Source organism: Microbulbifer echini (assembly GCF_041447225.1).
Lineage (GTDB): Bacteria > Pseudomonadota > Gammaproteobacteria > Pseudomonadales > Cellvibrionaceae > Microbulbifer > Microbulbifer echini.
Window position 1 is genome coordinate 74,127 of record NZ_JBGMEL010000007.1, and the last position, 26,198, is coordinate 100,324.

At 44.3% G+C, this 26,198-nt stretch carries 24 protein-coding genes and 1 pseudogene; 14 read left to right on the forward strand and 11 right to left on the reverse strand.

Translation table 11 applies throughout. The features are described 5' to 3' along the window. The first annotated feature begins 6 nt into the window (after positions 1-6). A complete protein-coding gene (locus ACCI51_RS08610) occupies positions 7-555 on the forward strand; it encodes a Tll0287-like domain-containing protein (protein ID WP_371843296.1) in 549 nt (182 codons plus the stop codon). 644 nt (positions 556-1,199) lie between these two features. Here ACCI51_RS08610 and ACCI51_RS08615 read toward each other — a convergent pair. Beyond that, positions 1,200-1,409 (reverse strand): DUF3820 family protein, encoded by a 210-nt coding sequence (locus tag ACCI51_RS08615; protein ID WP_299587273.1) that lies wholly within the window; start codon positions 1,407-1,409, stop codon positions 1,200-1,202. A 158-nt stretch (positions 1,410-1,567) separates the two neighbouring features. On the opposite strand from ACCI51_RS08615, the gene ACCI51_RS08620 reads away from it, so the two are divergent. Then, a complete protein-coding gene (locus ACCI51_RS08620) occupies positions 1,568-1,831 on the forward strand; it encodes a hypothetical protein (protein ID WP_299587276.1) in 264 nt (87 codons plus the stop codon). Between the two features lie 137 nt (positions 1,832-1,968). On the opposite strand, the gene ACCI51_RS08625 is transcribed toward ACCI51_RS08620, so the two are convergent. The 3 genes from ACCI51_RS08625 to dcd are packed head-to-tail and all read right to left on the reverse strand — an operon-like array spanning position 1,969 to position 3,971. Beyond that, a complete protein-coding gene (locus ACCI51_RS08625) occupies positions 1,969-2,154 on the reverse strand; it encodes a hypothetical protein (RefSeq protein WP_299587279.1) in 186 nt (61 codons plus the stop codon). Between the two features lies 1 nt (position 2,155). Then, positions 2,156-3,364 carry a BaiN/RdsA family NAD(P)/FAD-dependent oxidoreductase gene (locus ACCI51_RS08630; RefSeq protein WP_371843297.1) on the reverse strand — a complete coding sequence of 403 codons (1,209 nt, stop codon included), beginning with the start codon at positions 3,362-3,364 and terminating at the stop codon, positions 2,156-2,158. A gap of 37 nt (positions 3,365-3,401) precedes the next feature. Then, a complete protein-coding gene (gene dcd, locus ACCI51_RS08635) occupies positions 3,402-3,971 on the reverse strand; it encodes a dCTP deaminase (protein WP_299587284.1) in 570 nt (189 codons plus the stop codon). A 206-nt stretch (positions 3,972-4,177) separates the two neighbouring features. On the opposite strand from dcd, the gene imuA reads away from it, so the two are divergent. From imuA to ACCI51_RS08650, 3 genes and pseudogenes are all read left to right on the forward strand, one after another. Next, complete coding sequence (gene imuA, locus ACCI51_RS08640; RefSeq protein WP_371843298.1) at positions 4,178-4,885, forward strand: translesion DNA synthesis-associated protein ImuA; 708 nt, start codon at positions 4,178-4,180, stop codon at positions 4,883-4,885. Positions 4,886-4,906: 21 nt separating this feature from the next. After that, positions 4,907-6,091, forward strand: coding sequence for a Y-family DNA polymerase (locus ACCI51_RS08645; RefSeq protein ID WP_371843299.1), 1,185 nt, complete (start codon positions 4,907-4,909; stop codon positions 6,089-6,091). Between the two features lie 110 nt (positions 6,092-6,201). Further along, positions 6,202-7,263 (forward strand): annotated as a pseudogene (locus tag ACCI51_RS08650) (transposase); the annotation flags it as partial. Between the two features lie 966 nt (positions 7,264-8,229). Here the strand turns inward: ACCI51_RS08650 and ACCI51_RS08655 are convergent. Together ACCI51_RS08655 and ACCI51_RS08660 are read right to left on the reverse strand one after the other, a co-directional pair. Beyond that, on the reverse strand, positions 8,230-8,562 hold the full coding sequence (locus ACCI51_RS08655) for a hypothetical protein (RefSeq protein WP_371843300.1): 333 nt from the start codon (positions 8,560-8,562) through the stop codon (positions 8,230-8,232). A gap of 18 nt (positions 8,563-8,580) precedes the next feature. Beyond that, positions 8,581-8,805, reverse strand: a complete 225-nt coding sequence (locus ACCI51_RS08660; protein WP_371843301.1) for a transposase — start codon at positions 8,803-8,805, stop codon at positions 8,581-8,583. 498 nt (positions 8,806-9,303) lie between these two features. Here ACCI51_RS08660 and ACCI51_RS08665 point away from each other — a divergent pair, with 498 nt between their 5' ends. From ACCI51_RS08665 to ACCI51_RS08685, 5 genes are all read left to right on the forward strand, one after another. Beyond that, positions 9,304-10,275 (forward strand): IS30 family transposase, encoded by a 972-nt coding sequence (locus ACCI51_RS08665; RefSeq protein WP_371843302.1) that lies wholly within the window; start codon positions 9,304-9,306, stop codon positions 10,273-10,275. Positions 10,276-11,218: 943 nt separating this feature from the next. Further along, positions 11,219-12,490 carry a lipopolysaccharide biosynthesis protein gene (locus ACCI51_RS08670; protein WP_371843303.1) on the forward strand — a complete coding sequence of 424 codons (1,272 nt, stop codon included), beginning with the start codon at positions 11,219-11,221 and terminating at the stop codon, positions 12,488-12,490. Further along, a complete protein-coding gene (locus ACCI51_RS08675) occupies positions 12,483-13,661 on the forward strand; it encodes a glycosyltransferase family 4 protein (RefSeq protein WP_371843304.1) in 1,179 nt (392 codons plus the stop codon). The genes ACCI51_RS08670 and ACCI51_RS08675 overlap by 8 nt, the downstream gene beginning before the upstream one ends. 22 nt (positions 13,662-13,683) lie before the next feature. After that, the gene (locus ACCI51_RS08680; protein ID WP_371843305.1) at positions 13,684-14,763 is read left to right on the forward strand and encodes a glycosyltransferase; all 1,080 of its coding nucleotides are present in this window, start codon (positions 13,684-13,686) and stop codon (positions 14,761-14,763) included. A 264-nt stretch (positions 14,764-15,027) separates the two neighbouring features. Continuing rightward, positions 15,028-16,122 (forward strand): glycosyltransferase, encoded by a 1,095-nt coding sequence (locus tag ACCI51_RS08685; protein WP_371843306.1) that lies wholly within the window; start codon positions 15,028-15,030, stop codon positions 16,120-16,122. Here the strand turns inward: ACCI51_RS08685 and ACCI51_RS08690 are convergent. From ACCI51_RS08690 to ACCI51_RS08710, 5 genes are all read right to left on the reverse strand, one after another. Then, positions 16,115-16,966, reverse strand: a complete 852-nt coding sequence (locus tag ACCI51_RS08690) for a class I SAM-dependent methyltransferase (protein WP_371843307.1) — start codon at positions 16,964-16,966, stop codon at positions 16,115-16,117. The two genes, ACCI51_RS08685 and ACCI51_RS08690, sit on opposite strands and share 8 nt — an antisense overlap. An 8-nt stretch (positions 16,967-16,974) precedes the next feature. After that, complete coding sequence (locus ACCI51_RS08695) at positions 16,975-17,700, reverse strand: TylF/MycF/NovP-related O-methyltransferase (RefSeq protein ID WP_371843308.1); 726 nt, start codon at positions 17,698-17,700, stop codon at positions 16,975-16,977. 114 nt (positions 17,701-17,814) lie between these two features. Next, a complete protein-coding gene (locus tag ACCI51_RS08700; protein WP_371843309.1) occupies positions 17,815-18,684 on the reverse strand; it encodes a glycosyltransferase family 2 protein in 870 nt (289 codons plus the stop codon). Next, complete coding sequence (locus tag ACCI51_RS08705) at positions 18,674-20,608, reverse strand: hypothetical protein (RefSeq protein ID WP_371843310.1); 1,935 nt, start codon at positions 20,606-20,608, stop codon at positions 18,674-18,676. The genes ACCI51_RS08700 and ACCI51_RS08705 overlap by 11 nt, the downstream gene beginning before the upstream one ends. Before the next feature lie 56 nt (positions 20,609-20,664). Continuing rightward, positions 20,665-21,093 (reverse strand): pilin, encoded by a 429-nt coding sequence (locus tag ACCI51_RS08710; protein WP_371843311.1) that lies wholly within the window; start codon positions 21,091-21,093, stop codon positions 20,665-20,667. 374 nt (positions 21,094-21,467) lie between these two features. Here ACCI51_RS08710 and pilB point away from each other — a divergent pair, with 374 nt between their 5' ends. From pilB to coaE, 4 genes are all read left to right on the forward strand, one after another. After that, on the forward strand, positions 21,468-23,180 hold the full coding sequence (pilB, locus tag ACCI51_RS08715) for a type IV-A pilus assembly ATPase PilB (RefSeq protein WP_371843312.1): 1,713 nt from the start codon (positions 21,468-21,470) through the stop codon (positions 23,178-23,180). Between the two features lie 125 nt (positions 23,181-23,305). After that, positions 23,306-24,520, forward strand: coding sequence for a type II secretion system F family protein (locus ACCI51_RS08720; protein ID WP_371843313.1), 1,215 nt, complete (start codon positions 23,306-23,308; stop codon positions 24,518-24,520). A gap of 6 nt (positions 24,521-24,526) precedes the next feature. Beyond that, complete coding sequence (locus ACCI51_RS08725) at positions 24,527-25,411, forward strand: prepilin peptidase (RefSeq protein ID WP_371843314.1); 885 nt, start codon at positions 24,527-24,529, stop codon at positions 25,409-25,411. A 118-nt stretch (positions 25,412-25,529) separates the two neighbouring features. Next, positions 25,530-26,150, forward strand: coding sequence for a dephospho-CoA kinase (coaE, locus tag ACCI51_RS08730; protein ID WP_371843315.1), 621 nt, complete (start codon positions 25,530-25,532; stop codon positions 26,148-26,150). The last annotated feature ends 48 nt before the right edge of the window (positions 26,151-26,198 follow it).

Below are 26,198 nucleotides of genomic sequence, written 5' to 3' on the forward strand. Positions count from 1 at the left end.
AACACTATGCGTATTGCCGCTTGTTTTATCGCTGGACTGGCACTACTCACTGGCTGTGAAAAAAACCAGGGAGTGGCACCCGAGCGAATGGCGGATGCCGTCTTTGCCGTGATTGAGGCAGACAGGGCCAACTACACCAATAAGGTGGTTAACCGTTTGCAAAATGAGGAAAAAGTCCTGGATGCTGACGAGCACTGGCAGGATAAAAAACTACTGCCCCTGCCGGCACAGATGATGCGTATGGGAGCCGAACGCATCGCGGAAAAAGAGTCTGGCTTCAGCTACGCTCTGCTCTCACTCTGGCCAGTGAATAAGCAAAATAAACCGCGCACCGAAATGGAAAAGCAGGGTCTGCAGTATGTGATTGATAATCCCGGCCAAAACTTCTACGGTCGTGAGACACTGGGGGATACCGAATATTTTACCGCCGTTTACGCCGATGTCGGTGTTTCTCCAGCCTGTGTCAGCTGCCACAATGATCACGCCGATAGCCCACGCGATAATTTTGAACTCGGCGAAACGATGGGCGGCGTGGTTATTCGTATACCGCTCTAAGCCTCTATTTTAAGTCTGCCTACTAACCCGGCAACCTGTTGCCGGGTTCCTTACAATAGTCTCCCCAGTCAATCCCACTCTGAAAAATAGACAATTTATCCGGCGACAAAAAATGCGACTGCAGACCGAGAAGGTATGATTTTTAGAGGGATAAAAGTAGCTAGATAGAATTGGTAATGGGGGAAGATTGGAGATGAGTAAAAATTGAGAGGTCAAAATATAAATCTAGAAATCGAATCCCCAAAAAAGAATTAGCGGCCGAATTCATTTCGACCGCTCCCTCTTTAAGTGACTGGCTCTACTCCCGCTGCAACCTCGCTGAAATCATTCAGACCAGTGGTCACCCGCTGTGGGCCTATTTCCGGGTAAGTCCAGTCTCCATTACGGCCCGCTTCTTCTTACCGCTTCGCTCCGCAAAGCTCACCTAGGCATTTATATAATAAGATGGCTGTACAGAAGATCAAAGTAAAACGGTAAGCATAATGCCGACTCAAGAACAGTTTAGTTTACACAGAAACTGCGCCTGAGCGTGACCTACCGACCACCAGTACCACCAGTCGGCGTAGGTTAATAAAGACATCCTCGGATACACATCAGTGCCACAGTAATCCGAAGGCATAATAAGAAAAATATAGAGTCACACGTTATTTCAACGGCGTAATCAGCCCCTCAAGCCCTTCAATCTTTACCTCCAAAGCCAGGGCCATGAGCTGCCCCAACTTGCCCGAGGGGAAGCCCTCTCTGGAAAACCAAAGTAAATACTCCTCTGGAAGGTCGATCAGTGGGCACCCCGCATATTTGCCAAACGGCATCGGTGTGCGCGCAATATCGATGAGCTGTTGTTTTTCAAACATCGCAAAATCCTTCAAAGTTCTTATTTTGTGCTACGCGTGACTCTGGACTGAGATATTTGTTGCGGCCACTGCCTCACCTTACACTGGCTCCGGAATTATTCGGTCGGATTTACCGAATCTCTCTACCTCAAGAATTACTGAAAGAGGTGCCTATGCGCATGAAAGCCATCAAATATCTCAGCCTAGCCGCGGTATTTGCCGTGGGACTCGGTAGCCAAGGCTGTGCCAATATGAGCGATACCGACCGCCGTATCGGAACCGGGATAGGTGTCGGGGCCGTTACCGGTGCCCTGATCAGCGGCGGGCGCCCCGGTGGTACTGCCGCAGGTGCGGTCATCGGCGCGGGGGCTGGCTATCTCTACGACAGAGACAGAAAACGCAGAGATTACTATCGCTATCGCGGCCGCTACTATCGCTATTAATGATGCACTGAGAATAGGGAGTTTTTCGTTTCTCAGAAACTCCCCCTAAGAAAAGCCCCGGTGTGGCACCAGCCAGGCCGGGGCTCATCGGCTAGCACTAACGCAAATGGGAGAATTACCTCTCTCGAAGCCCGCCTTTAAAGCAACTCGGTTTTGGTTTTAGCACAACGTTCGCAGCGATATTCCGTAACGAGCCTTCCCTGCTTCACGTCAAATTTACGCTCGGTAACGACTTTCCACTTGTGAAAACCCTCCCGGCACAAGGTGCTGCCCTTATGCTTTTGCCAGGCTGTCTTTCGCTTAAAAGGAATCACATCTCCCATATCAGGCCACCTCTCCTGCCGCATGCCCGGAAGCCCAGGCCCATTGAAAATTAAAGCCCCCCAGCCAACCGGTAACATCGAGTACCTCGCCGACGAAATACAGACCCGACTGGGTTTTACACTCCATAGTTCGGGAGGAAACCTGATCTGTATCCACACCACCGAGCGTTACTTCTGCCGTGCGGTAACCCTCGGTGCCGTCGGGCACCAGCTTCCAGGTTTGCAGCTTGGCCCCAAGTGCCTGCAGTTCCGCATCGGAAAACTGCTTGAGGGGACGGCTGGCAATATCGAGCCTTTGCAAGAAAAACTGTACCAGTTTTTTGCTCCAAAGCTCGGCTAACACGCTGTGTAAGTGACTCTCTGGACTCCCCTGTCGACAATGCCGCAGCCAGTCAACCAGATCCCGGTCGGGCGCCAAGTCGAAGGTAACCGCCTGCCCCTCACGCCAATGACTGGATATTTGCAGAACCGCTGGGCCACTCAGCCCCCGGTGGGTAAACAGCATCTGTTCGTGGAAGCTGCCCTCACCACAGGAGGCCGTCACCGCCAGAGAGCTACCGGGCAAGCTATCCTGCCGCTGTAGCTGGCGCTTATGCTGGGTGAACGGCACCAGGGCCGCACGGGTGGGCACAATATCAAGACCGAACTGACGGGCGATATCGTAACCAAAACCCGTGGCACCCATAGTGGGAATCGACAAACCGCCAGTGGCCACCACCAGGGATTCACAGTGCACCAACCCCAGATTGGTCTCTACTAGGTAACCATTCTGCTCAAATTGGATGGTGGACACCGCACAGCGCGTGCGAATCTGCGCTTTAGCCGCACGACATTCAGCCAAGAGCAGATCGACAATATCCTTGGACTTGTTATCGCAAAATAGCTGGCCGAGCGCTTTCTCGTGATAAGCAATCCCGTATTTTTCCACCAGCGCAATAAAATCCCACTGGCTATAGCGTGCCAAGGCCGATTTACAGAAGTGGGGGTTACCACTGTAGAAATTTTCCGCACTGGTATAGAGGTTGGTGAAGTTACAGCGACCGCCGCCGGACATCAGGATTTTCTTACCGACTTTATTCGCATGGTCCAATACCAGCGCACTGCGACCGCGCTGGCCGGCAGTGGCCGCACACATCAACCCCGCCGCCCCGGCGCCGATAATTACTACATCGACACGCTCAGGCAACTGGTTATTGGATACATCGGTCATAGAAAGGTAGGTTGTGTAGCTGGACCGCCCTTGGCGATCAAGTGCGTGGCAGGGTTACGCCGCGCTGGCCCTGGTACTTGCCACCGCGATCCGCGTAAGACACATCGCAGACTTCATCGGACTCGAAAAACAGCATCTGTGCCACACCTTCGTTGGCATAGATCTTCGCCGGCAGGTTGGTGGTATTGGAGAACTCCAAAGTCACATGCCCTTCCCACTCCGGCTCCAGCGGCGTCACATTCACGATAATGCCGCAGCGTGCGTAGGTGGATTTCCCCAAACAAATCGTCAGTACCGAGCGGGGTATACGGAAATACTCCACGGTGCGCGCCAGCGCAAAGGAGTTCGGCGGGATAATGCAGTACTCACCCTCCACATCGACAAAACTGTTCTCGTCGAAGGTTTTCGGGTCCACAGTAGCGGAATGCACGTTGGTGAAGATCTTGAATTCACGGGCACAGCGCACATCGTAACCGTAGCTGGAGGTGCCATAGGAGATGAGTCGTTCACCGTCATTGCCATGGCGCACCTGGCCCGGCTCAAAAGGCTCAATCATGCCGTGCTGCTCTGCCATACGGCGAATCCACTTATCGGACTTGATACTCACTCCGTCCCCCTGAAGACAAAAGATTGGTGCTCGATTAAAGAGGCCGAATCATAGCCGGTTTGCGCTGTGCAAAAAAGTGCCAATCGGCACCTTTGCCCCTTGTCACCAACAGGTAAACACTGTATAAATCAACAGATAACTGTATGTACATACAGTTCTACTGCAAAGCACTGCCAAATACCGGGCCAGAAACAAATGGTGCCAGAGTGAATAAAGCTGAAAATCTTTTTAAAAACAATAAGTTAAACCACAAATCCAAACCCCTGCTCAGATTGCGGCGCTTTGTCGGGGTTGAGGCTAATCGGACGGCCAATGGATGCGGGGAGCCTGGTATCGCTACGGGCTTCGCCAGTCTCGACGCCCTACTCTGCGGCCGTGGATGGCCAAAGGGAGCCAGTGTAGAACTGCTTGCAAATCAAACTGGGATGAATGAATTATCCCTTCTGCTACCAACTCTGGCCGAGCTGACCCGCGCACAGACGATGGTGGTATTGATCAAGCCGCCGTTTATCCCCGATGCTCAGTTACTCGCACAGTACGGCGTCCAGCTGGAGCAATTGTTGTTGGTACACCCCCGAGGAAAGAGGGACTACCTCTGGGCGATAGAGCAGTCACTACAATCCGGCGGCTGCGGCGCCCTTCTGAACTGGCAAGGTGACCGGTCGATGAGTTACCGAGAGCTGCAACGCCTACAGCAAGCCACCGAAATGGGCGATTCTCTACACTTCCACTTCCGGCCTCAATCAGAATCCCCCTGCCCCTCTCCCGCCAAACTCAGGCTTCAACTGAAAAATAAAGAGCGAGATCTCTCCCTCAGGCTACTCAAGCAAATCAATGGTCCCAGTGGGCAGCACCTAAAGCTAAATCGTCAACGGGCCACCCCTGCAGAACGAGTCCGCCAAGGCCTACATTGAGAAATATCTAAGAGGCATCGTATGCTCTGGCTCTGCATTCAGTTTCCCAAGCTTTCTCTCGAGACGCTCACACGTGCCCTAACCTCAGGAGAGAGAAGCCAAGCTCTGGCGATAGTGGAAAACCACATCATAGTGCAATCCAATAATGCCGCCTTAGAGTTTGGTATCTCGCCCGGCTTAAGCACCAGAAGCGCTCGTATTCGGTGCCCGAACCTACAGATGCTGCAGCGCCATAAAGAGAGGGAGCAACGGCAGCTGGAGGCGCTAGCGCAATGGGGGCACAGCTTTACACCCATGGTTTCTTTGAAGGCCGCGTCCCCTGAAGAAGGCAGCCATCCCCCACGACTCTACCTTGAGCTCAGTGATTGTTTAAAAACCCACGGCGGACTTCGAACGCTGCTGAATCAACTGGAGAAAGAACTTATAGAAATAGGTATCAGCTATTACCTAGGGCTTGGCCACAGTCCCAGCGCCGCGCTACTGCTCAGCCAACTAGCAGAACACCGCCAGTGGTTGCAACAAACTAATGCCCCACCGACCACAGGACAATGTAAACAGTGGATCGGCCACGCCCCTTGCAAGCTACTGGAGTGCGATAATCAAACTATAGAGAAGCTTTATAAATATGGGTATAAGCGAATAGGTCAGCTACTGCCCGCACCTTTATCGGAGTTGGAGGCACACTTTGGCTGTGCTTTTATTGATTACTTGGCTCAGCTCACTGGCAGCCTGCAAAAACCTGTTTCCTACCAGCAGCTACCTGCCCATCTCAACAATGAATTATATTTTCCAAAGGCATTTAGTAAGAGTGAGCAACTGCTTTTTCCTTGCATCCGCCTTCTTCAGGAGCCCAGCCAACAGCTGCAGCGCTGCGGGGATTCCACCCAGCAAACTCACTGCCAATTGAAGGGGGAGATGGGACAAATGACAAGCTTCAATTTAGAGCTTTACACAAAGTTTGAAATGCAAGAGCTGATTACGCAAACTAAATTTAGGCTTGATGCTTTAAGTTTTAGCCAACCAATACGGTTGTTACAACTATACTGCTCTCGATTACCCATAGAGACTCAAGAGGAATGGGGGGGCTATCATCCTGAAGACGTGCTTAAAGATAAAGTGATAAAAAGTCAAAAACTTATAGAAAAGCTAAAGAACCGCCTCGGATATCAGACATTAACAAGCATCAAGTTTAAGAAAAATTTTTAAGACTTGGTTTCAATTCCTATGGGTAGTGTTCAGAATTCCCAGTCATTTCTTTACTATTCACAAAAAAGAGATGATCCAAGTCCAAACCCACTTTCGATAAGGATGCGGCCATCAAAGCCTTATGTGATTGGAAAGACCTCAGTAGCAAAGTGACATCCAAGCCTTTCTGATCAAATAACTCACTGATGTTACCATGAAGGTAGAACTGGAGGAGTACCTCTCCAGCAAGGATATGCCCAATCGCAAGAATGGCACCACCTCAAAAACCATGAAAAGTGCTACTGGCAGCTTCGCGATGCAGATGCCGCAAAATCGCACCGAAACCTTCGAGCCTCAAATAGTCAAGAAGCATCAGGCTCAGCTTACCAACGAACTGCATAGCAAGATCACCGCCCTGCTCACCTTGGATAACAACTACCTGGATATTTACACACATATTGCCAACATCTACCTAGTGGGGCTTCCCAGTGGCATGATCAATACCATTACAGACATACAGCTACCTGAACTTTAGGTTCGGCTTGAACAAGACCACCATACAGCAAGGGCATTGATACGGCTCTTGGCCTCATTATCGAAGGCAAAAAGAAGTGACTGGGGTTCTACCTATCTAACCAAGAGGGCGCACATTACTGACTGAGAGTTCTGACCGACCTCCATAATCGTAGAGTAAAATATATCCTCATTACTTGTGTTGATAGCCTACAGGGGGACTTAAAGCTATATAAAGTATCTACCCTAAGACTAAGAACCAGTACTAGATCACCCACAAATACGCAACTCGCGGAAATATGTGGATTCAAAAAAACAGAAGGCCTGTGTGGCTGATCTCAGAAGTGCTTATAAGGCATCAACGCTAAATGCCACAGACCATGTCTGAGAAGAGCAGGGGGCGAAGCGGGGTGGAAATATACTATGGTGATTAAATCGTGGCGCGGTAAATGGGCAAATCTCTCGACCTAGTTTAAATACCTGGAATATATCTGTACCCCGATCTACACGACTATTGCGGTGGAGGCAGTTCCGCAAGCTGGCCAAAACTAAAGGGGGCTTCGTCAACAAGAACAGCTTCCTGAAGTTTTCTCTACGCAGGTATACTAAAATCCTCAAGACGCTGGACACCCCCTATTCAAAACTTGATACTCACGCCACCGCAGCTAACAAGATATTATATATTGCCTGGAGAAATATATCAGCCGGTAAAAAACTGCCTAGCTAATGCAGAATTTTTAACACCCTCTTCCAAGTGCATCATTGTCAAAGTCCCTAACGCAGCTCCTATGTTTTATATACATCATTCAAGCCTATTTAGAGCTTCTGCAACCTCAATAGAATGAAGCGGTTTGGTGTATCCCTGCCAAACGGAATTAACCCCAGGCTCACAACCCACTTTACTTATCAGAAAACATGCCGACAAGGGGGTTATCTCCCCCGTGCGTAAAAATTGATTTGACCGAGCATTTTATCTCGTATAATTATTACCACACTCGACTGTTTTTTTCAGAATAGGTGCAACCAAACGATCTCAGGTAATTTCATTACGAGTGTGGCCATCGAATGTAACTCGCCCATCAACAATCATATAGATCACAATGAAGTTCAACATTGGCAACTCAGTTCTGAAGCGATTACTCTATAGAAACCTACCTTCCAGTACTCGATAATAGGTTTCAATATCACTCAATGATAATCTTTGCTTGTTTGAGGTCTTCAGGGCACCTATATAAATCTAGAAGATCATGAAAATTTTTAGCAAACTTGTAAATACCAACTAAGAATTAGTCAAAAAACATCTAGGTTTGGCCATTTTTCTTTTTAGGGCCGCTGAGTTCCTATATTTCTATATTCCCCATGCAGCAGCCCCCGTTGTAAGCCAAGTTCATCTTAACGACCTTTACTACAAATAGTCCGAACAAAAATACCGTCCTATTCATTTTCCATAGAACAAAATACGCACTCAACTCGAACCCGACTCTTGGATTTTCGACGGTTGATTACTAGGTCCCGTTTATTAAGCAGGTTTGCCACTATGAGCATTCATGTGAACATTAGCCCTTTGCTTTCGAATGTACTCGTTCTCTTCACTGTAGTAGGCAGTGTCTTGCAAAAAATCCTTGGGGCTATTGTCACCCAGCAGTTCAGGAAACACCTGTGAGTTGTGTACCTCGATAGAGGTAACCTCCAGATCTCGAATTAGTTAGTGCTTGCTGTCTACGCGGGCGTGGTTCTTGACGCCGTATGTGTCTCGTTTTTTTCTTGGTCCAGTGGGCATCAAGATCCTTATGGCGCTTGACGTTTGGGTTTTTCCTGATGCTTTTTGGAATCTTACCTGACTTAATTTTCTCATTCTCTTCCCTGCTATTACATTGCTTCAGCGAACTGATAAAACTGGCATCGACCATTTGTTCCTCCTGAGCTCCGTATCCTTTCGCATCAAGCTGTAAATCAAAATAGATAAAGAGAGATTTCATGAGGCCAGCATTCACCAGTCACTGGCAAAATAACCAGATTGTCAAGGTATCTGGTGTTCGGTCCTCCAAATCGAGGCAGACAAACCAGCAAAATGTAAAGCGGTCGCGTATCTGATATTCCAGCTGTTCGTCTGGCTGGTTGTACAAATGCTGCAAGACCAGTGCCTTACATACCAGCATGTTATCGAAAGGATTTCTTCCGACATTACTCTTTCTTAACATTGAACGAACTTTATTCAACATTAAGAAAGTTCCCCCAATCAATCATCTTATACAAGGCAATCAATAGGTCGCATTCATTCAGCCTGTTATCGCGGCCTAAGGCCCGGCTGTATTTTTGCAATAACCTTGCCCTGAAAGTGATTGAGATTCTTTATAGAAATTCGTGAAATTTTTAGAGTTGCGCTTAAGTTTAGATGCTTTCAGCAAAACCAGTAAATCCGTTATTTTTTAAGAAAATATGCCAGATTTGGTTTGAACTAATCCAGAAAAAGTGATTGTTGATAAAGTCTTGTTTGGACAGGTGCTTATTCAATCGAGCCCCCCATAACCTGCTTTTTTCATTTCATCCATGTCCCAGACCCACATCATAAGCCAGCTAAACCTGTAATCCTCATTATGCTGAAACTGAAATTTATTGACTCCTGTATTCAACTCTGAAGTGCATCAGTTAATCACCTGGAAAAGAACGGTCAGCTGAAGGTAATATCTGCCGCTTCTTCTCCGCCAAGAGATTAAGTGATGACAGAAAGCTACCGACAGCTGACCGAAGAGCAACGATGCCAGATTTGGGCGCTCAAGAAAAGTGATTGGAGTCAGAGAGCAATCGCTAGGGAAATTGGGGTTAGCCAGCCTACAGTTAGTAGGGAGCTGGCTCGGAATCGGGGTGGCAACGGCTACCGCTATAAACAAGCACAACAGATGGCCGAAGAGTGTCATAGACATGCGAAAGAGCCAACAAAGATGCTACTCAAGACCATTAAGCTGATAGAGCGCAAGCTGAAACTGCAATGGAGCCCAGAGCAAATCTCCGGCTGGTTAGAGCAAGAAGAAAATCTGTTAATCAGCCATGAAACCATTTATCTGCATGTCTGGGCTGATAAGCAGCATGGTGGAACCCTATACGAGAACTTGCGGCGTAGGGATAGGCCCTACAACAAGCGAGCGAATGGAAAGTCCACTCGGGGGCACATTAAGAACGCGATCAGCATCGAACAGCGACCACAGGTTGTCGATGATAAATCCCGTATCGGAGACTGGGAAATTGATACCGTTATAGGCAAAGGCCATAGTGGTGCCCTGGTTACAATCGTAGATCGCAAGAGCAAGTTTACTCTCTCTCAGCAGGTTGAACGCAAGACGGCAGAGTTAGTCACTCAGGCTACGATTGCACTACTTGAGCAGTATAAGGATTTAGTACATACCATTACCGCAGATAATGGCAAAGAATTTGCCCAGCATGAGAAGATTACTGAAGCTCTGGATGCAGAGGTCTATTTTGCACATCCGTATGCCTCTTGGGAGAGAGGCCTAAACGAGAACACGAATGGCCTGCTGCGGCAGTACTTTCCGAAAAATACTGACTTCAATCTTGTGAATCAAAAAGCAGTTGAAGAGGTTGTTGGACATTTGAACGATCGCCCCAGGAAAACGTTAGACTATAAAAGCCCTAGCCAGATTTTTGGAGAATATATGGCTTTGGCAGCAGCCTAAAGGGTGATGCACTTCAGAGTTGAATGCAGGACCTGTGTAGATACTGTGAAGTGTATCACTCGTATTACGCTGGCAGCCAAGGCTCCACTGTGGTATTTACCTGCCACAGTATCGATCTCCCAATCGCCTATCTGTGATTTAGTCAACAATCGTAGAGCGCTCATCAATACTTACTCGGCTCTTTCTCTGGTATCGTGTCGCTCCACCATTGCGGCGCATGTTTATTTCTTACCCTTCCGCGAAGGTACCTATAAAGGTCTTCAAGAGACTATTCGTTTCGCTCAAATATACTCTTCAGCTGCTCTAAGTCCGCGAGCAGCCGGTCAGAAACCTGCATTCTAAGCATAGCTTCGACTAAAAGAGAGCCTATCAGCAGGCGTCATCTTCGCTAGTTTTGTAGCATCTTTATGAAGCTGCTCCGCCTCCACCCTGCACTTGTTTATGGCGATACCTTCTACCACCATTGTTCCTGGCCAGATTCCTACAGATGGTAATTGACTTACGTCAATAGCTATAGTTATCACCTTTTGGTTCAAATCGCTTTTGATTAGGACTGAAATCTGGGACCCTTACTCAAGGGGCCGCTATTTATTGCTCTTGGTCATCACTTCGTCTCTTTGCCCTGAAAAAACGACTAAGGCCACCTACAACTTACTTCTTTTCCTATCCTGTCAAGTAATATACTTCAGAGTTGAAACCAAGTTAATATAAATATAGGAACATGTCTTAAATATCCAAGAATCTCGTATAATATATGTAAAAGGAGAATTTCCTCTCATCTCGCAAGTGCTTAAAATGCTAATGCAAGGTATAATATAATTACAAGGCAATCAAGCATTTGAAGTAGCTCGAAGATGGCGATCGGAAAAAAACAGTTTATTTGAAAGGCAAACCCAACTTTAAAAAAACCTATAATTAAGAGAGCTTTATTAATATATTTAATATGCGACATCTAGAACTTACCATTAAGGACATGCGGCGGGCCGTTTCGTCTAGCCCTATTGCTCTGTCAACACTTAAGACAAGCTCGGTATATTTTTTCCGTTTTGGAGTGCAGGCAGCTTTACTAATTTTAGTTGGCAAATTACTAGGCCCCAATCAATTCGCATTTTTCGCTGCTGTATCTGCAGGGGCGCTAATATTAGGAAGTTGCTCTAATTTAGGTTTAAATTTATTTCTTTTAAAAGAAATCAGTAGCAGCAAATCTCAGCAAGTAATTCTTTCTTACGCCATCCCAACAATACTTACTATCGGCACAATATCCTTAGTTATTTTTACTTTTTCTATACAAGCCATATTTAGCATACCCATATCAAATGTGGGGGCAATAATCTCAATAGGCCTGACGGAAATAATTATAATTCCTATTCTATCCCTAATGTCTGCACTTCATTTGGCGGCCAGGTCGGCATGGTTATCCCAGCTAATTTTATTTACCCCAAACTTATTTCGTTTAGCTCTTCTCTTCTGCACAATCGCATTTACGAGTAGTATAAACGTTTATGACTATTTTAATCTTTCATTATTAGCAGGAATTTTAGCTCTAATAGCTTCCAATAAAACACTCTCCTATTTTTGGCCTCCAGTGAATACTTGGAGATTAATTAAAATAAAGAACTTGAAAGATAGTCTAGGATTCGGCGCTGTAAATCTAACAAGCTTGGCCACAAATGAAATAGATAAAACAATAATTATTAAATTGATCCCCTCCTTCTCTGCCGGGCTATACATTGTAACAATGAGAATTTTAGGTGCGTTTTCATTACCGGTTGTAGCTCTACTTGTTTCGTCCCTACCTAATTTATTCAAAAACAATCATGAGAAAACCCACTTAATCTTGTGGATTTTTTTTGCTACGGCCGCTTACGGTATACTTGCAAGCTTACTACTCTGGATGAGCACCAGCATTATTGAAAAGGCATTCGGATATCAATTCTATGGATTGGGAAACGTTTTGAGTCAGGCATACCTAATCATTCCTGGCCTGGCCCTAAAGATCGCTGCAAGCAATATATTTATGACTCAAAGGGGACCTTGGCACCGAATCATCTATGAATTAGTAAATATATTTCTTTTGACCGTGCTACTTCTCATTTTAACTCATACCTCTGGGTTAGAAGGCGCAATTTTAGCTGTATTCTGTACTGAATGGTTACTTGCTGCAAGTGGCTGGATATTAATTTTTTCGGGAAAAGAAAAAGAAAAAAATGTTTGAAAAAAATCACAAAAAAAAGAAAGTACTATTGATTACACGTAACCTCCCTCCTCTTATCGGAGGAATGGAGCGCTTAAATTGGCACATGCTAAAAGAACTTACTAAAACTTATGACACAAAAGCAATAGGGCCTAATCATTCAACAAAACAAATACCTCCACCGATCAGGTTTTATCCGGCCACAGCATCAACAGTTTGGCAGTTTTTGATCTCTAGCTTAGTTCTCACCTTACGCTTAGCAAGAGAATGGAAGCCTGATTATATTATTGCCGGCAGCGGCCTAACTGCTCCAGCAGCCTGGATTGCTGCTCGCGCATCTGGAGCAAAATCAATTGTTTATCTTCATGGGCTAGACATCACGGTTGACAATTTTTTTTATCGTAATCTTTGGATTCCACTTATAAAAAAAATGGACAGGGTTGTTACAAACAGTAATGCAACAGCAGGTTTAGCAGAAAATTATGGTATTTGTCGGAGTAAAATTGGCATAGTACATCCAGGAGTGGAAATACCTGGAAAAATTGATCCTGAAAGGGCGCTAAAATTTAGGCGAAAATACAATCTGGAAAAACGTAAGATTTTATTGTCGTTAGGCAGACTTACAGAGCGCAAAGGTATTCGGGAATTTGTTGAACTCTCACTTCCTCAAATCGTTCGCAGGTGTCCAGATATTCTTCTAGTTATTATTGGTGGCGAAGCCAAAGATTCCTTAGCCGCAAAAACCCAAACCAAAAATAGTATTTTAGAAGCGGCTGATAAAGCTGGGGTGAAAAACAATGTAAAATTCATAGGATGGGTAACAGATAGAGATGAAATAAGCGCCGCCTTCAATTCAAGTGAAATACATGTATTTCCTATCCGAAAAATACCAAATGATCCAGAGGGTTTTGGCATGGTTGCCATTGAAGCTGCAGCACATGGAGTCCCAACCGTAGCCTTTTCAACTGGTGGAGTTACCGATGCAATCGGAAACAATAAAAGTGGATGGCTGGTAAAAAGTGGAGATTATTCTAATTTTGCAGAAAAGGTTTCAAGTTTTTTGGACCTGAAAAACAAAAAACCTTTAAAGGAAGGCAGCCTCACTTTCGCTCAAAGAAAAACGTGGCTTCACTTTGGAGAAGGAATCCATCATGAACTAAATAAAATATCCTCAAAGCATAACGCTAAATAAACATAGGTAACCACGTCGTAAAATGAGAATTACATTTATAGGAAAAAGAATTTACACCAATAGGGACGCCATCCTTGATCAGTATGGCCGAATATACCAACTCCCCCACCACTGGTCAAACCTAGGAACTGCAAATGATTTATGGCTGATTGATTATCACCGTAAGGAACATATATGCGAGAGCAGTGGTAATTTCAGCGTAAAATCAACCCCAATATTCAAAAGATCTTTTTGGCAGGAATTAAGGGATATTATTCAGAGGAAACATGAACCTAATGATATTATTGTGGCTAGTGGTGATTGTTATATAGGTTTGTTAGCCTACAATATTGCCAAGCAAAAACGAGTAAAGTTTGTCTTTGATGTGTACGACAAATATGATGAATTTTCTGGACACTTTAATCTGCCTGGTTTCAATTTACTTAAGTTTCTAATTTCCAAAGCTAATATCTGCCTATTTGCAAGCAAAAAATTAATGAGAGAATTATCTCAAGATCAAGAAAATGATATTTTAGTCCCCAATGGAATTGATGGTAAAAGATTCGATCGTCTAAGTAAAACAGACTCACGGAAAAAATTTAGGATATCAGAAAAAGCTATTCTTATTGGTTATTTTGGCGGAATGGAACCAGATAGAGGAGTTGAGGATCTAATTTCAGCTGTGAAAATTGTTCGTAGCCAAGGCGTTCCTATACAGCTCGTTATGGGTGGCGCTAATCCCCCTAACCTAGATTTAAATGCTCAGGCTGTGTGCTATCTTGGCAATATTCCTTACATTGATATGCCTGAAATATTAGCATGCTGTGATCTACTCTCAATCCCGTATCGTCGTTCTCCATTTATGGATTCTGGCTCCTCCAATAAAATAGCTGAATACATCGCAAGTCGCCGGCCTATTGTAGCTACCGAAACTCCTAATTTAACAGAGAATTTTCCTACCCAGGCAAAGAAACTATCAGGCCTACTAGCTAAGCCTGGAAATCCTTCCGACATCGCAAGAACTATTCTTTTACAATTTAAAAGTCCAATTTTACTCGATATGCCATCGAACATGATGTGGAATGAAATCGCTAGGTACAGCCTTGAAAGATTGAAAGATTGAAAGATTGAAAGATTGGAAGATTGGAAGATTGGAAGATTGGAAGATTGAAAGATTGAAAGATTGATAGATTTATATATGTTATGTAATAATGAATGGGCGTGCTAAATTTAATGCTATCACCTGCAAGATTGATCACGCCTGAAAAAAACCAGGAAAATTCATTTTTCTTTATAAAGATGGAAAGAATCATACTTTCTCTCAAGAATCAAAACCACAAATAAAACTTTGATTAGACAACCTCATAGTGTGTTAATATCTATAAAAATGAAAATTTTATTTATTTTACCCAGAATGGTAACCGGTGGTGTTGAAAGAGTCACGTTATCATTAATAAAGGACCTTATTGTCCGAGGGTATCATTGTGAACTTGGTCTTTTAAAGAGAAATGGAGATTTTTTAGAAGAGGCGCAAAAAATAGTTTCAACTTATGAATTAGCTCCAAACAGTTTAATACAGTATATTCCCAATCTTTCAAAATTAATTCAAAAGAGTGAGCCAACTCATATCGTAACTTCCTTTCATGATGTGGCTACACTATCGTGGTTCGGGCTAAAATTATGCGGAAGTCAAGCTATATGGCTACACTGGGTACATAATACTCATGATAAAACCGTAGCCCCCCCTGGACTTTTGGGGGCTGTAAAGCATCGCTTGTTTAATTTGTGTGCAAGTTTTAATTATAAGCGCGCGAATAAGATTATCTCTGTCTCAGAGGGTGTAAGAAATGAAATCTTACAGATTTATAAAGCTCCTTCGAATAAAGTTATAACCATTTACAACCCTGTAATCAGTAATGATTGCTTTCCACCTTGTAATGAAGTGTCCATTAACAAAAGTTATAGTTTGATTATTGCTGTCGGTAGACTAACTCGCCAGAAGGGCTTTGATATTCTTGTAGAAGCTGCCAGTAAAATACCTCTTCCATTCCGTATAGAAATATGGGGGGAAGGGCCAGAGCGTAAAAATTTAGAAAAATTAATTCATAAAAAGAACCTTTACAATTCAGTTTTCTTGATGGGTCATACATTTTCTGTACATGAAAAGATTCAATCCTCCGATCTATTTATACTACCATCTCGACATGAAGGTCTTCCAACTGTATTAATAGAAGCCTTAGCTTGTGGCGCTAATATCATTGCTACGGATTGCCCCCATGGACCAAGGGAAATTTTAGACGATGGCAAGTTTGGCACTCTTGTTGTACCCGAAGATCCCGAGAAACTCGCCAATGCTATATGTATAGCACTAAAGAAAAATTCAAAAGGAAAAGGAAAGGCTCATGTACTACGGGCTCAAGATTTCTCAGTGCAAACCGCAACGAAAAAGTGGCTGGAAGCTCTAAACTCAGATTTCAATTAAAATCATTTTTTTTGTAGAGGCTCAATGAAGGGTGGCGCCGAAGCGATCTAGCTCCATCTATTTTCAATATTGAGTCAAGCCTTCTAATCAGGTATGAAAATACCCTATTTTTTTGCATCAATTCCCGAAATATAGATAGTCGCCCAAATTTCCTCTCGGCTAGATTAATGGGTCCACTAGTGCCATTATCCCACATTAATTTATAATCAGATTGTTGCATAGTTATTTCTTTATTCTGTGCACGCTTAGTGATTATAAGTAAGTAAAGCTCTTCCGAGGACCTAACATTAACTCTAAATCCATCTTTAGGCGGATCAACACGAAACCAATTCGAAGGGGCATGCCTCTCAACTAAAAAGACTTCAGTGTCAGAGAAACCATTATCCTTATTGTAAAGGCTGAAAAAAAATTCAGGAGAAAATTGATAAAAACCATGGCCACAGCTTTGATTGGCTGGAACGGAATGAATTATCAATCCTCCGACCTTACATAATTTGGCAATATTTTTTATTGCCTGAGCGATATCAAATATGTGTTCACTACAACCAAAATCCAAAACGGTATTATAATATCCCTCCAAAGTAGAATCTATTGGATGATTTAGATCCCAGGTTATGCTCGCACCTTCGTAATTGGAATTATCGATAGAGTCAACCTTCGTTGCTCCAAACCTATTTTCAAGTAAAGACTCACAAAATAATGAATTAACATTTTCTAAAATTTTTTTTGCTAACCTGGGGCCTAGGTGTATAGCTTGTCGCCCTAGAGTAATTGTTCTACCAAGGTTTCCATATTTATCATTTACATATTTTATTAACTTAAGTTCTAGTAAATCAATTCCCATTTCAAGGCCTATTTACTATACTTGACAAATTGACGACCGGAATAGTCGATTCGATGTAAGAAATGCACAATTTTATTTTGCATAAGATACTTATCTGTTGCTCTACGAGAGCCTTGCCAATGCCCATAATCATCAATTGCAATGACACCTAGATTAGAAACGAGCGGGTAAAGATAATTGAGCTCATGGAGTGTTGATTCATACCAGTCAGTATCTAAACGAAGAAGAGCAATCTCACTAGGAACCACTTCTGGTATTGTTTTTTCTACCTCACCCTGAATAAGGTTTACCCTATTCATCGAATAGCCTGTTGACTCTATATTTCCTTTAACTTCTTCAAGAGTTGCCTCACACCAACGTTTTCCTTTTTCCTGATATCTAAATCTATCAAAAATACTCTTAGCGCTCACTCCCAGAAAGTCACTATCTAAATTAGTTGGCTCAGTCATTCCTGAAAAAGTGTCATACAAAAAAAGCTCTCGAGAAGCTCCAAGTTTTAATAAACTCAGAGCTACTGCCATCATCTGCCCCCCTCGCCAAACACCACACTCAACTATGGCGCCTGGTATATCATGGACTACAATATATTCAACAGCCGAAATAGTCGCAAGAGTTCTTGCAGTACCTGCCATACTGTAGGGTTTAACTTTTTCAACAATTTCTCTTTGCCAATTGTCAACGTCTAACAGTAAATTATTTCTTTGATAATCTCTAAAATTTTTAATGATTTTCATAATCTATTCATTTATCGCTTCAAGATGGAAAGGTATGATTTTCAGATCAAGGAATTCCTTTGAGACTAAATAAAATCAATGGCCTCTTATCTGTAAGACAAATACCGAGGTATTTCAGTTATCCTTCTTGTAAATTAGCGCTGTAATTTGTTCAGAAATCAAACCAATCAGAAATATTTGTACAGCCGAGACCATTAACAATGCGGACATATTAGTAAACACCCCCATCTCCAAATAGGTGTAAATATAACGACCTAGCCCTAGTAAAAAAGAGAGCGCTGCGAATGGTAGAAAGACCTTAAGAGGAGAAAATAGTGTTGCAATTTTAAATATGATTAAGAGAAACCTTACACCATCTCTTAAAGGGCTAATATGGCTTCTTCCCTCCCTACGAAGAACATTTACTGAAACATATCGCACAAGGTATCCAGCCCTCAAAAAAGCCATAGTGCTTGTAGTGGGATAGGAGAATTTATTAGGTAGAAGGTAGATAAACTCGCGAAATTTATCTGCCTTAACCACACGAAAACCGGAAGTAAGATCTTTAATTTCTTGACCTGTCACATAACTCGCAAAACGATTGTAAAATACATTAGCAAGATATCTTGCTTTACTTGCCTGCCCACCGGCATCACGAGCCCCAACTACCATATCCACAGATTCGGACTCCAAAGTTTCTAGAAGTTTTGGAATATCCTCGGGTTTATGCTGTCCATCAGCATCCATAAACACGACTACCTCCCCTTTAGTCTCACGAAAGCCTCGCTTTATCGAAGCGCCATTACCAAGGCTTTGGGGATTTCTTAAAACTTTTGCTCCATAGCTTTTTGCCACCTTAGCTGTATTGTCATCAGAACCGTCATCAATAATAATTAGCTCATTATAACCATTCCATTCAGCCAAGCGTGGCAACCATTTATTTAAGTTTTTAGCTTCATTTTTAGCAGGAATTACAATACTTACCTTGATCTGACTATCTTTCATCCTTTGATAACCCACAACTTTTTCTAATGTTATCAATCATTATTTCGTGCTCATTAATATAATATTCACGTTCTTTTTCTGTCAAAGCACTTCCTGACAATACTTTCTTACCAAAATGTGCAGACAACTCAAGTGCTGACTCGCAGTGCTCTGCAGAAGCCAAAACAGCCAGGGATTGCATATATGTCCCAACTCGTGGCCGCAAACTAATTGCTTTTGAAAAATTAGTTGTTGCTGTAAGTACTTCTCCTTTAGCAACTTTAACAACACCTAAAAAATAATATATCTGATGTAAAAACCCATCGGAACTCTTTGCATGAGGGTTGTTAAGCAACATCAGAAAGAACTTTTCAGCGTAGTCATAATCCAACTGGGGACAATCCTGAGTTTCAATAACCGAGAGAAATCCCTCCAACAGGTTAGTCAACTTTGGATTAAAAGCGGTAGTTTCTAAATTTTCAAGTAACCTTTCTTTTTCTGTGCTTATGTCCTGGCCAAGAGAACAGTTTAAGAGCATTCCATGGATCAAGATAGCATGACTCGATGGCCTTTTCTCAAGTGCTACCTTGAGTATCCTTGCAGCCTCTCTCGGATATCCAGCCTGGGTAAGGTAAATTGCTGCCGAACGTTGTGCTCGCACTGAACTAGGGGATTCCTGGGCCCAAGCCATAGCCAATCTCACACTACTTCCCCAAAGGTCAACTCGGTTAAACAACAGAAAAACCAATATTATAAAAAGGGTGCCAGTTGCAATATATCTTACTTTATTTTTTAGTTTTAGTAACAACAATCCAACTGGAATAAAAAGAAAAATGGCTGGGAGATAGTTACGATGCTCAAAATATAACTCTAACCCAACGGTTGTTGATTCAATCAAGTGGCCTGCAAGATAGAAAATAAAGGCCAAAGAAAGCATTGGCCACTCTTTTCTCTTTATGATAAATAACAATACTGAAATTACCACGCCTAGAACAGAAAAAACTGTAGAAGCCGGGGAGGTTAGACTGGTTGATACAGTGTAGTCATCATGGAATAAGCCACTGCCGGCCCCACGAAAGCTATATAAGTTAAAAATATACTCCCAAATGATTCGACATTCAGTAATTAAACGTTCAAAGGGCGAATAGCCTCGTTCAGGCCACTCAATAAAAAAACCCTGTTTAATTGGTAAATAAAAAAGATATGCCACTATAAAAGTAGTGGGAACTTGAAGAAAGATAAGTATCCACAAGCTAGATAGCTTATTTTTTTGAAAAGAGTATATTGTACTCTCCAGTACCAATATAAAAACTGGTAGTAAGACTCCATTTTCTTTACTTAACAGCGCCCCTCCCCCAAAAAAACCTAAACTGAGTGTCATCCCCCAATAAGCTTTTCTAGGTCGTTCATCTATTAACGTACGAAAATATGCATGTGATAGCATTCCAGCGAGGACAAACATCGCGGACAACATCGCCATACGCTGAACGACATATAAAACTGTCGAAGTGAAGAGTGGGTGTGCTAACCAAAGGGAGGAACCAACAAGCGCTACAAAAAATTTGGATTCCTTTGCAAGGCTACCACTAAATCGCCCTAATAAAACCAGCTGCAACCAAAATACTAAACAACCATTTAATAAATGTATAAGTATATTTGTATATTTGAAATTAGCAGGTTGGCTGGGCCAAGTATTATCGTCAATTAGAAAGCTTAGTAAAGATATAGGGCGCCCAGTCGGCCCACTCGTACCTTGAAATAGATATACCCACAAATTTTTCCAATCATTTATACCGCCCTGTGCTCCCAGTGCATCTAAGTTTGAAAAATCATCAAAGAGGAAAGGCCCATTAACGCCGTGTAAATAGACAACGAAGATAATAACTGTAAATATCAACCAGGCTAACGGTGAGCAGTATTTATAAACCAATTTCTGATTTTTCACTTATAAGAAAACCGCTCCAGATTAATCTGGAGCGGTCTTAGCTACCCAAACTTAAATCAACGACACTCAGATGGAAGGAACTTGTCCTCAATAGTACCTTTCTTACATACCCAATCAATAGAACCGGCGTTAGTAACAGGACTCATACTAAGAGTCTTACCTTGAATAGCCTCACCTACTCCAGAACTCTGCATCGTTGCGGTAATAACACCATTCAATACTGTAACTTTCTCTACATTTGCACCTTTAACGTCTACGTCAGCTGGGATACCGCTGGAGCCACTATCGGCACTAGTAAAAGCACCATCTGTAGTATATATCTCAGTAACGGTTGTCTTCAGCCCACCCATAAGGTTAATGGCCTCAGTGACTTGAGCACGTGCGGTGTAATCCTGGTAAGCAGGAATAGCTACTGCTGCAAGAATACCGATGATCGCCACTACAATCATCAATTCAATAAGAGTAAAACCCTGTTGCTTTTTCATTCTAACCGTCTCCATACAGACTTGTAATATAAAGTGAATCCCGTGAGGATGTCGCCGAACAAGATACAAGGATTATGCCAAGGTTGGCAAGATAAGCGAAAGCTTATGTGTAATCGGTGTGCAGTCGATCACTTCTCTCAAATCAAGGTCTTTAACAAGCTACTACTGACAACAGCAGCCGGGTTGTGACAAAATTTGTCACCTTCTGTGTATCCACCAAGACATGTAACCCCTTTGTTGTTGATATTTGGCTCAGGTTCATTAATTCGCTATATTCCACCACTTCTTCTATTCATGCCTAGGTTTGCATAGGGCTAATAAAATATGTCCACTCTCAATACCTGGCGCAAGAGAACTATAGCGGCAGTTTATCAATGACAACTTCCCCCCTCAGCGGCTTAGCGAAACGTCTTGTTGCAGACAAAATCCTAGAAGAACAAGCGGCAGTATCTGCAATTAAGGCAGCCCGAAGAGAAAACCAGACTTTCGCCCAGCACGTAGTGGAGTCCAAACTTGTTAAAAGCCGCGAACTTGCGAAAGTCGCTTCAGAGGCATTTGGTACCCCTCTTTTTGATATGAGCGCCTACAATTTTGATTTGATTCCAAAGAGCGTCGTTGATGAAAAGCTCATCAGCAAGCACTTTGCTCTACCTCTTTACAAGCGCGGCAACCGCCTTTTTATCGCAGTTGCCGACCCTACGAATCTGGCTGGCCTAGATGAAATTAACTTCAATACAGGCCTCAATACAGATGCTGTACTCGTTGACGCCGATAAATTGTCCAAGGCTATTGAGAGCTACCTTTCCGACAGTGGCGATATGGGTGCTGGACTGGAAGGGATAGATAATGAAGAGCTAGATGCCCTGGATGTTGGTGGCGATGATAAAGATAATGGGGACTCCGATGATCCCGGAGGCGATGAGGCTCCGGTAGTACGTTTTGTGAACAAGGTGCTACTCGACGCTATTCGCAGCGGCGCCTCTGATATTCATTTCGAGCCCTATGAAAAATCCTATCGGGTTCGTTTCCGCACTGATGGCGTCTTACATGAAGTCGCCAAGCCCCCAATTCAGCTCTCTAATCGACTGTCGGCACGCTTGAAGGTGATGTCCAGAATGGATATCTCTGAAAAGCGTGTACCTCAGGATGGCCGCATCAAGATGAAGCTGTCCAAAATCAAGGCGATTGACTTCCGTGTAAACAGCCTACCTACCTTATGGGGGGAGAAAATTGTATTGCGGATTCTGGATCCCTCCTCAGCCAAGCTCGGCATTGATGCGCTCGGCTATGAAGACGAGCAGAAAAAAATCTACATGGATGCCCTGGCCCAGCCCCAGGGGATGATCCTGGTCACCGGCCCCACTGGCTCCGGTAAGACTGTCTCACTCTATACAGGTCTCAATATCCTCAATACCTCAGAACGCAATATCTCCACGGCAGAAGACCCGGTAGAGATCAATCTGGAGGGTATCAACCAGGTCAACGTGTCCAATAAAGTGGGGCTCAATTTTGCAGAGGCACTACGCTCCTTTCTACGACAAGACCCAGACATCGTAATGGTGGGGGAGATACGGGATCTGGAAACGGCCGAAATTGCTATCAAGGCTGCCCAGACTGGGCACTTGGTGCTCTCTACGTTGCATACCAACTCAGCACCCGAGACCCTCACTCGCTTGATGAATATGGGGGTCCCCACTTTTAATATAGCCACTTCGGTCAGCGTAATTATTGCTCAGCGCTTGGCAAGACGCCTATGCAATGAGTGTAAAAAGCCCGTAAATCTGCCTGAAGAGGTACTCGAGATTGAGGGCTTTGATTCGGTAACAATCCCTAAAGACCACTGGAATATTTATCAGCCTGTTGGCTGTGAACACTGCTCCAAAGGCTATAAGGGGCGTGTGGGCGTGTATGAAGTAGTTCGCATTACTGACAGCATCTCCAGAATTATAATGGAAGGCGGCAACTCTATTCAGATTGCCGATAAAGCCCGCGAGGAGGGCTTCAACAACTTAAGAACCTCTGCTCTACGTAAAGTAGTAATGGGGATTACGAGTCTGGAGGAGGCGAATCGAGTAACCAAGGATTAACAGCCTTCATATTTGACTCAGCGCCATACGAGCGACAGAACCTTGCGGTTTTCTCGTTAAAATATGTCAACGGCACAATTAAACAATATGCCGTTGCTAGCAGAGATAAAGTAGGAAAACCACTTATGGCCAATCCCACAGCAATCCCATATATCTACAAAGGCGTGGATAGTAAGGGGGGCAAGGTTCAAGGGGAAATCAATGGCATCAGTCCAGCACTGGTGAAAGCCCAATTACGGAAACAGGGAATCATCGCCAATCGCGTACAAAAAAAGCCCAAACCCTTATTTGGGGGGGGGAAGAAAAAAGTTAAGCCTGCAGATATTGCCCTATTCACCCGGCAGATGGCCACCATGATGAAAGCTGGTATACCTCTCGTACAGAGCTTTGAAATTGTTGCTGACGGTTTGGACAATGAAGGCGTAAAAGAACTAATATTCAAAATTAGGGACGATGTTGCTTCTGGCACCGCGTTTGCTGATGCATTACGTAAATATCCGCTCTACTTTGATGCGCTTTTCTGTAATCTCGTTGCCGCTGGTGAGCAGTCTGGTGCACTGGAAACCATGCTGGATAGAATTGCCACCTACAAAGAAAAGACTGAATCGCTAAAAGCAAAAATAAAAAAGGCAATGACCTATCCCATCGCCGTAATTATCGTCGCAATTATTGTGACATCAATACTACTAATCAAAGTCGTACCCCAGTTTGCCTCAACATTTTCCAGCTTTGGTGCAGACCTGCCCGCTTTCACCCGACTAGTCGTAAACATGTCAGAGTGGATGCAGGCAAATTGGTTTTTTACTTTGATTACTATAATTTTTTGTGTGGGCGGCTTGATTGAATCAAAAAAACGTAATAAAAAAATTGCCGGATTTTTTGATCGATTAATTCTTAAATTACCTATTCTAGGTAAAATTACTTACAATTCGATCTCCGCTCGTTTTGCCCGTACACTTTCAACAACCTTTGCTGCAGGTGTCCCCTTAATAGATGCATTAAAATCTGTTGCCGGTGCCACAGGGAATAGTCTATACGAAGAAGCCACGTATAAAATTCGGGATTCAGTTTCAACTGGCATCCCACTAAATACGGCTATGCGTACTTCAGATCTCTACCCCACCATGTTGATTCAAATGACGGCTATCGGTGAAGAGTCCGGAGCACTGGATGAAATGCTCAGCAAGGCTGCTGAATACTACGAAGAAGCTGTAGATAATATGGTAGACAACCTAACAACCTTACTTGAACCTATTATTATGGCTGTTTTAGGTATTTTGGTTGGTGGTTTAATGATTGCCATGTACTTACCCATATTCCAGCTCGGCCAAGTAGTATAAAAAATAATGCTCGAATATTTATCTTTTTATCCAGCCCCGCTATTAGGCAGCGTCTTTATTTTAGGCTTAATCATAGGCAGCTTCCTCAATGTAGTCATCCTGCGCCTGCCAATAATGATGGAGCGAGAATACAAGCGGGATTTCTATAGCTACTTCAACGCTCAACCCGGTCCCACAGAGCAGGAAGAATTAGAAAAACCTTTTAATCTGGTGCTACCGCACTCCCACTGCCCCAAGTGCAAAACGGAAATCAAACCCTGGCAAAATATTCCAGTTGTCAGTTATCTGCTACTACGAGGTAAATGCGGCTCCTGCGGCACACACATATCCAAGCGCTACCCCCTGGTTGAACTGGCTACCGGTATTCTTACGGCGGTGGTGGTCTGGCAGCTGGGCTTTACCTGGCAGGCGCTGGCAGGCTGTGTATTTACCTGGGCCTTGGTCGCATTGACCGGTATCGATTTCGACAAGCAGTTGTTGCCTGATAGCATCACCCTGCCGCTACTTTGGGGCGGGCTGCTTATTAACCTCTGGGGTGTTTTTGTTCCACTGCAGGACGCCGTGATTGGAGCTATTGCCGGTTATCTCGCTCTTTGGCTGGTATTCCATATCTTTAAGCTGGTCACCGGCAAAGAGGGGATGGGCGCCGGGGATTTCAAGATACTCGCGGCAATCGGGGCTTGGTTTGGCTGGCAGATGCTGCCTTTGGTGATTCTGCTCTCTGCCGCTGTGGGCGCTATTGCCGGTCTATCCTGGAGCCTGGCTGTTGGTCGCGATCGCAATTTGCCGATTGCCTTTGGTCCCTATCTGGCTGGTGCCGGTTGGATTGCCATGCTGTGGGGGGAGCAAATTGTTGGCTGGTACCTGAATTTCTCCGGGCTCGGTGGCTAATTCAGGCTTCCGTCCACAATTCGCCCTTATCGGGCAAGTGAATTACCATAAACCCGGCCAGCTACTGGCCGGGTTTCGTATTTTTAGCCCTCAACTTTCACTCCGAGGAGACATTCCATTGTTCCGAATTGGCTTAACCGGTGGTATCGGCAGCGGCAAGTCGGCCGCCGCCGCCTACTTTCGCGAGCTGGGCATTCATGTGGTGGACGCGGACTGGGCGGCAAGGGTAGTGGTACAACCAGGTAGACCGGCCCTGGAGCAAATCGCCCAGCACTTCGGGGCCAGTGTACTGCTTGAGAATGGTACATTGGACCGGGCGCAACTACGCGCTTTAGTCTTTGATAATCCCGCAGAACGCGCTTGGCTGGAAGGGCTGTTACATCCCCTGATTCGCGAGGAGATACTGTTATCTCTGGCAAGGAGCGCAAGTCCCTATGCGATTTTAGAATCGCCACTACTGATAGAGTCCGGGCAGCATCAGTTAGTAGACAGGATATGCGTGGTGGATCTGCCGGAAAGTCTGCAGCTGGAAAGAGCCAGCGCCAGGGATGAGAATCACCCAGAACAGATTCGTAAGATTATGGCCGCGCAGCTGGATAGACAGGAGCGTCTAGCCAAGGCGGACGATGTACTGGACAATACTGCGGACTTAGCGGCACTCAACCGTCAAATTGAGGCCCTGCATCAGAAATACCTGTTACTGGCGGCAGCGGCACAAGAGTGTCCGCCATCCAAATAACTCGCCCCAATAGGGCATGCGACCCACCCTAACTGAATAAGCAGAATC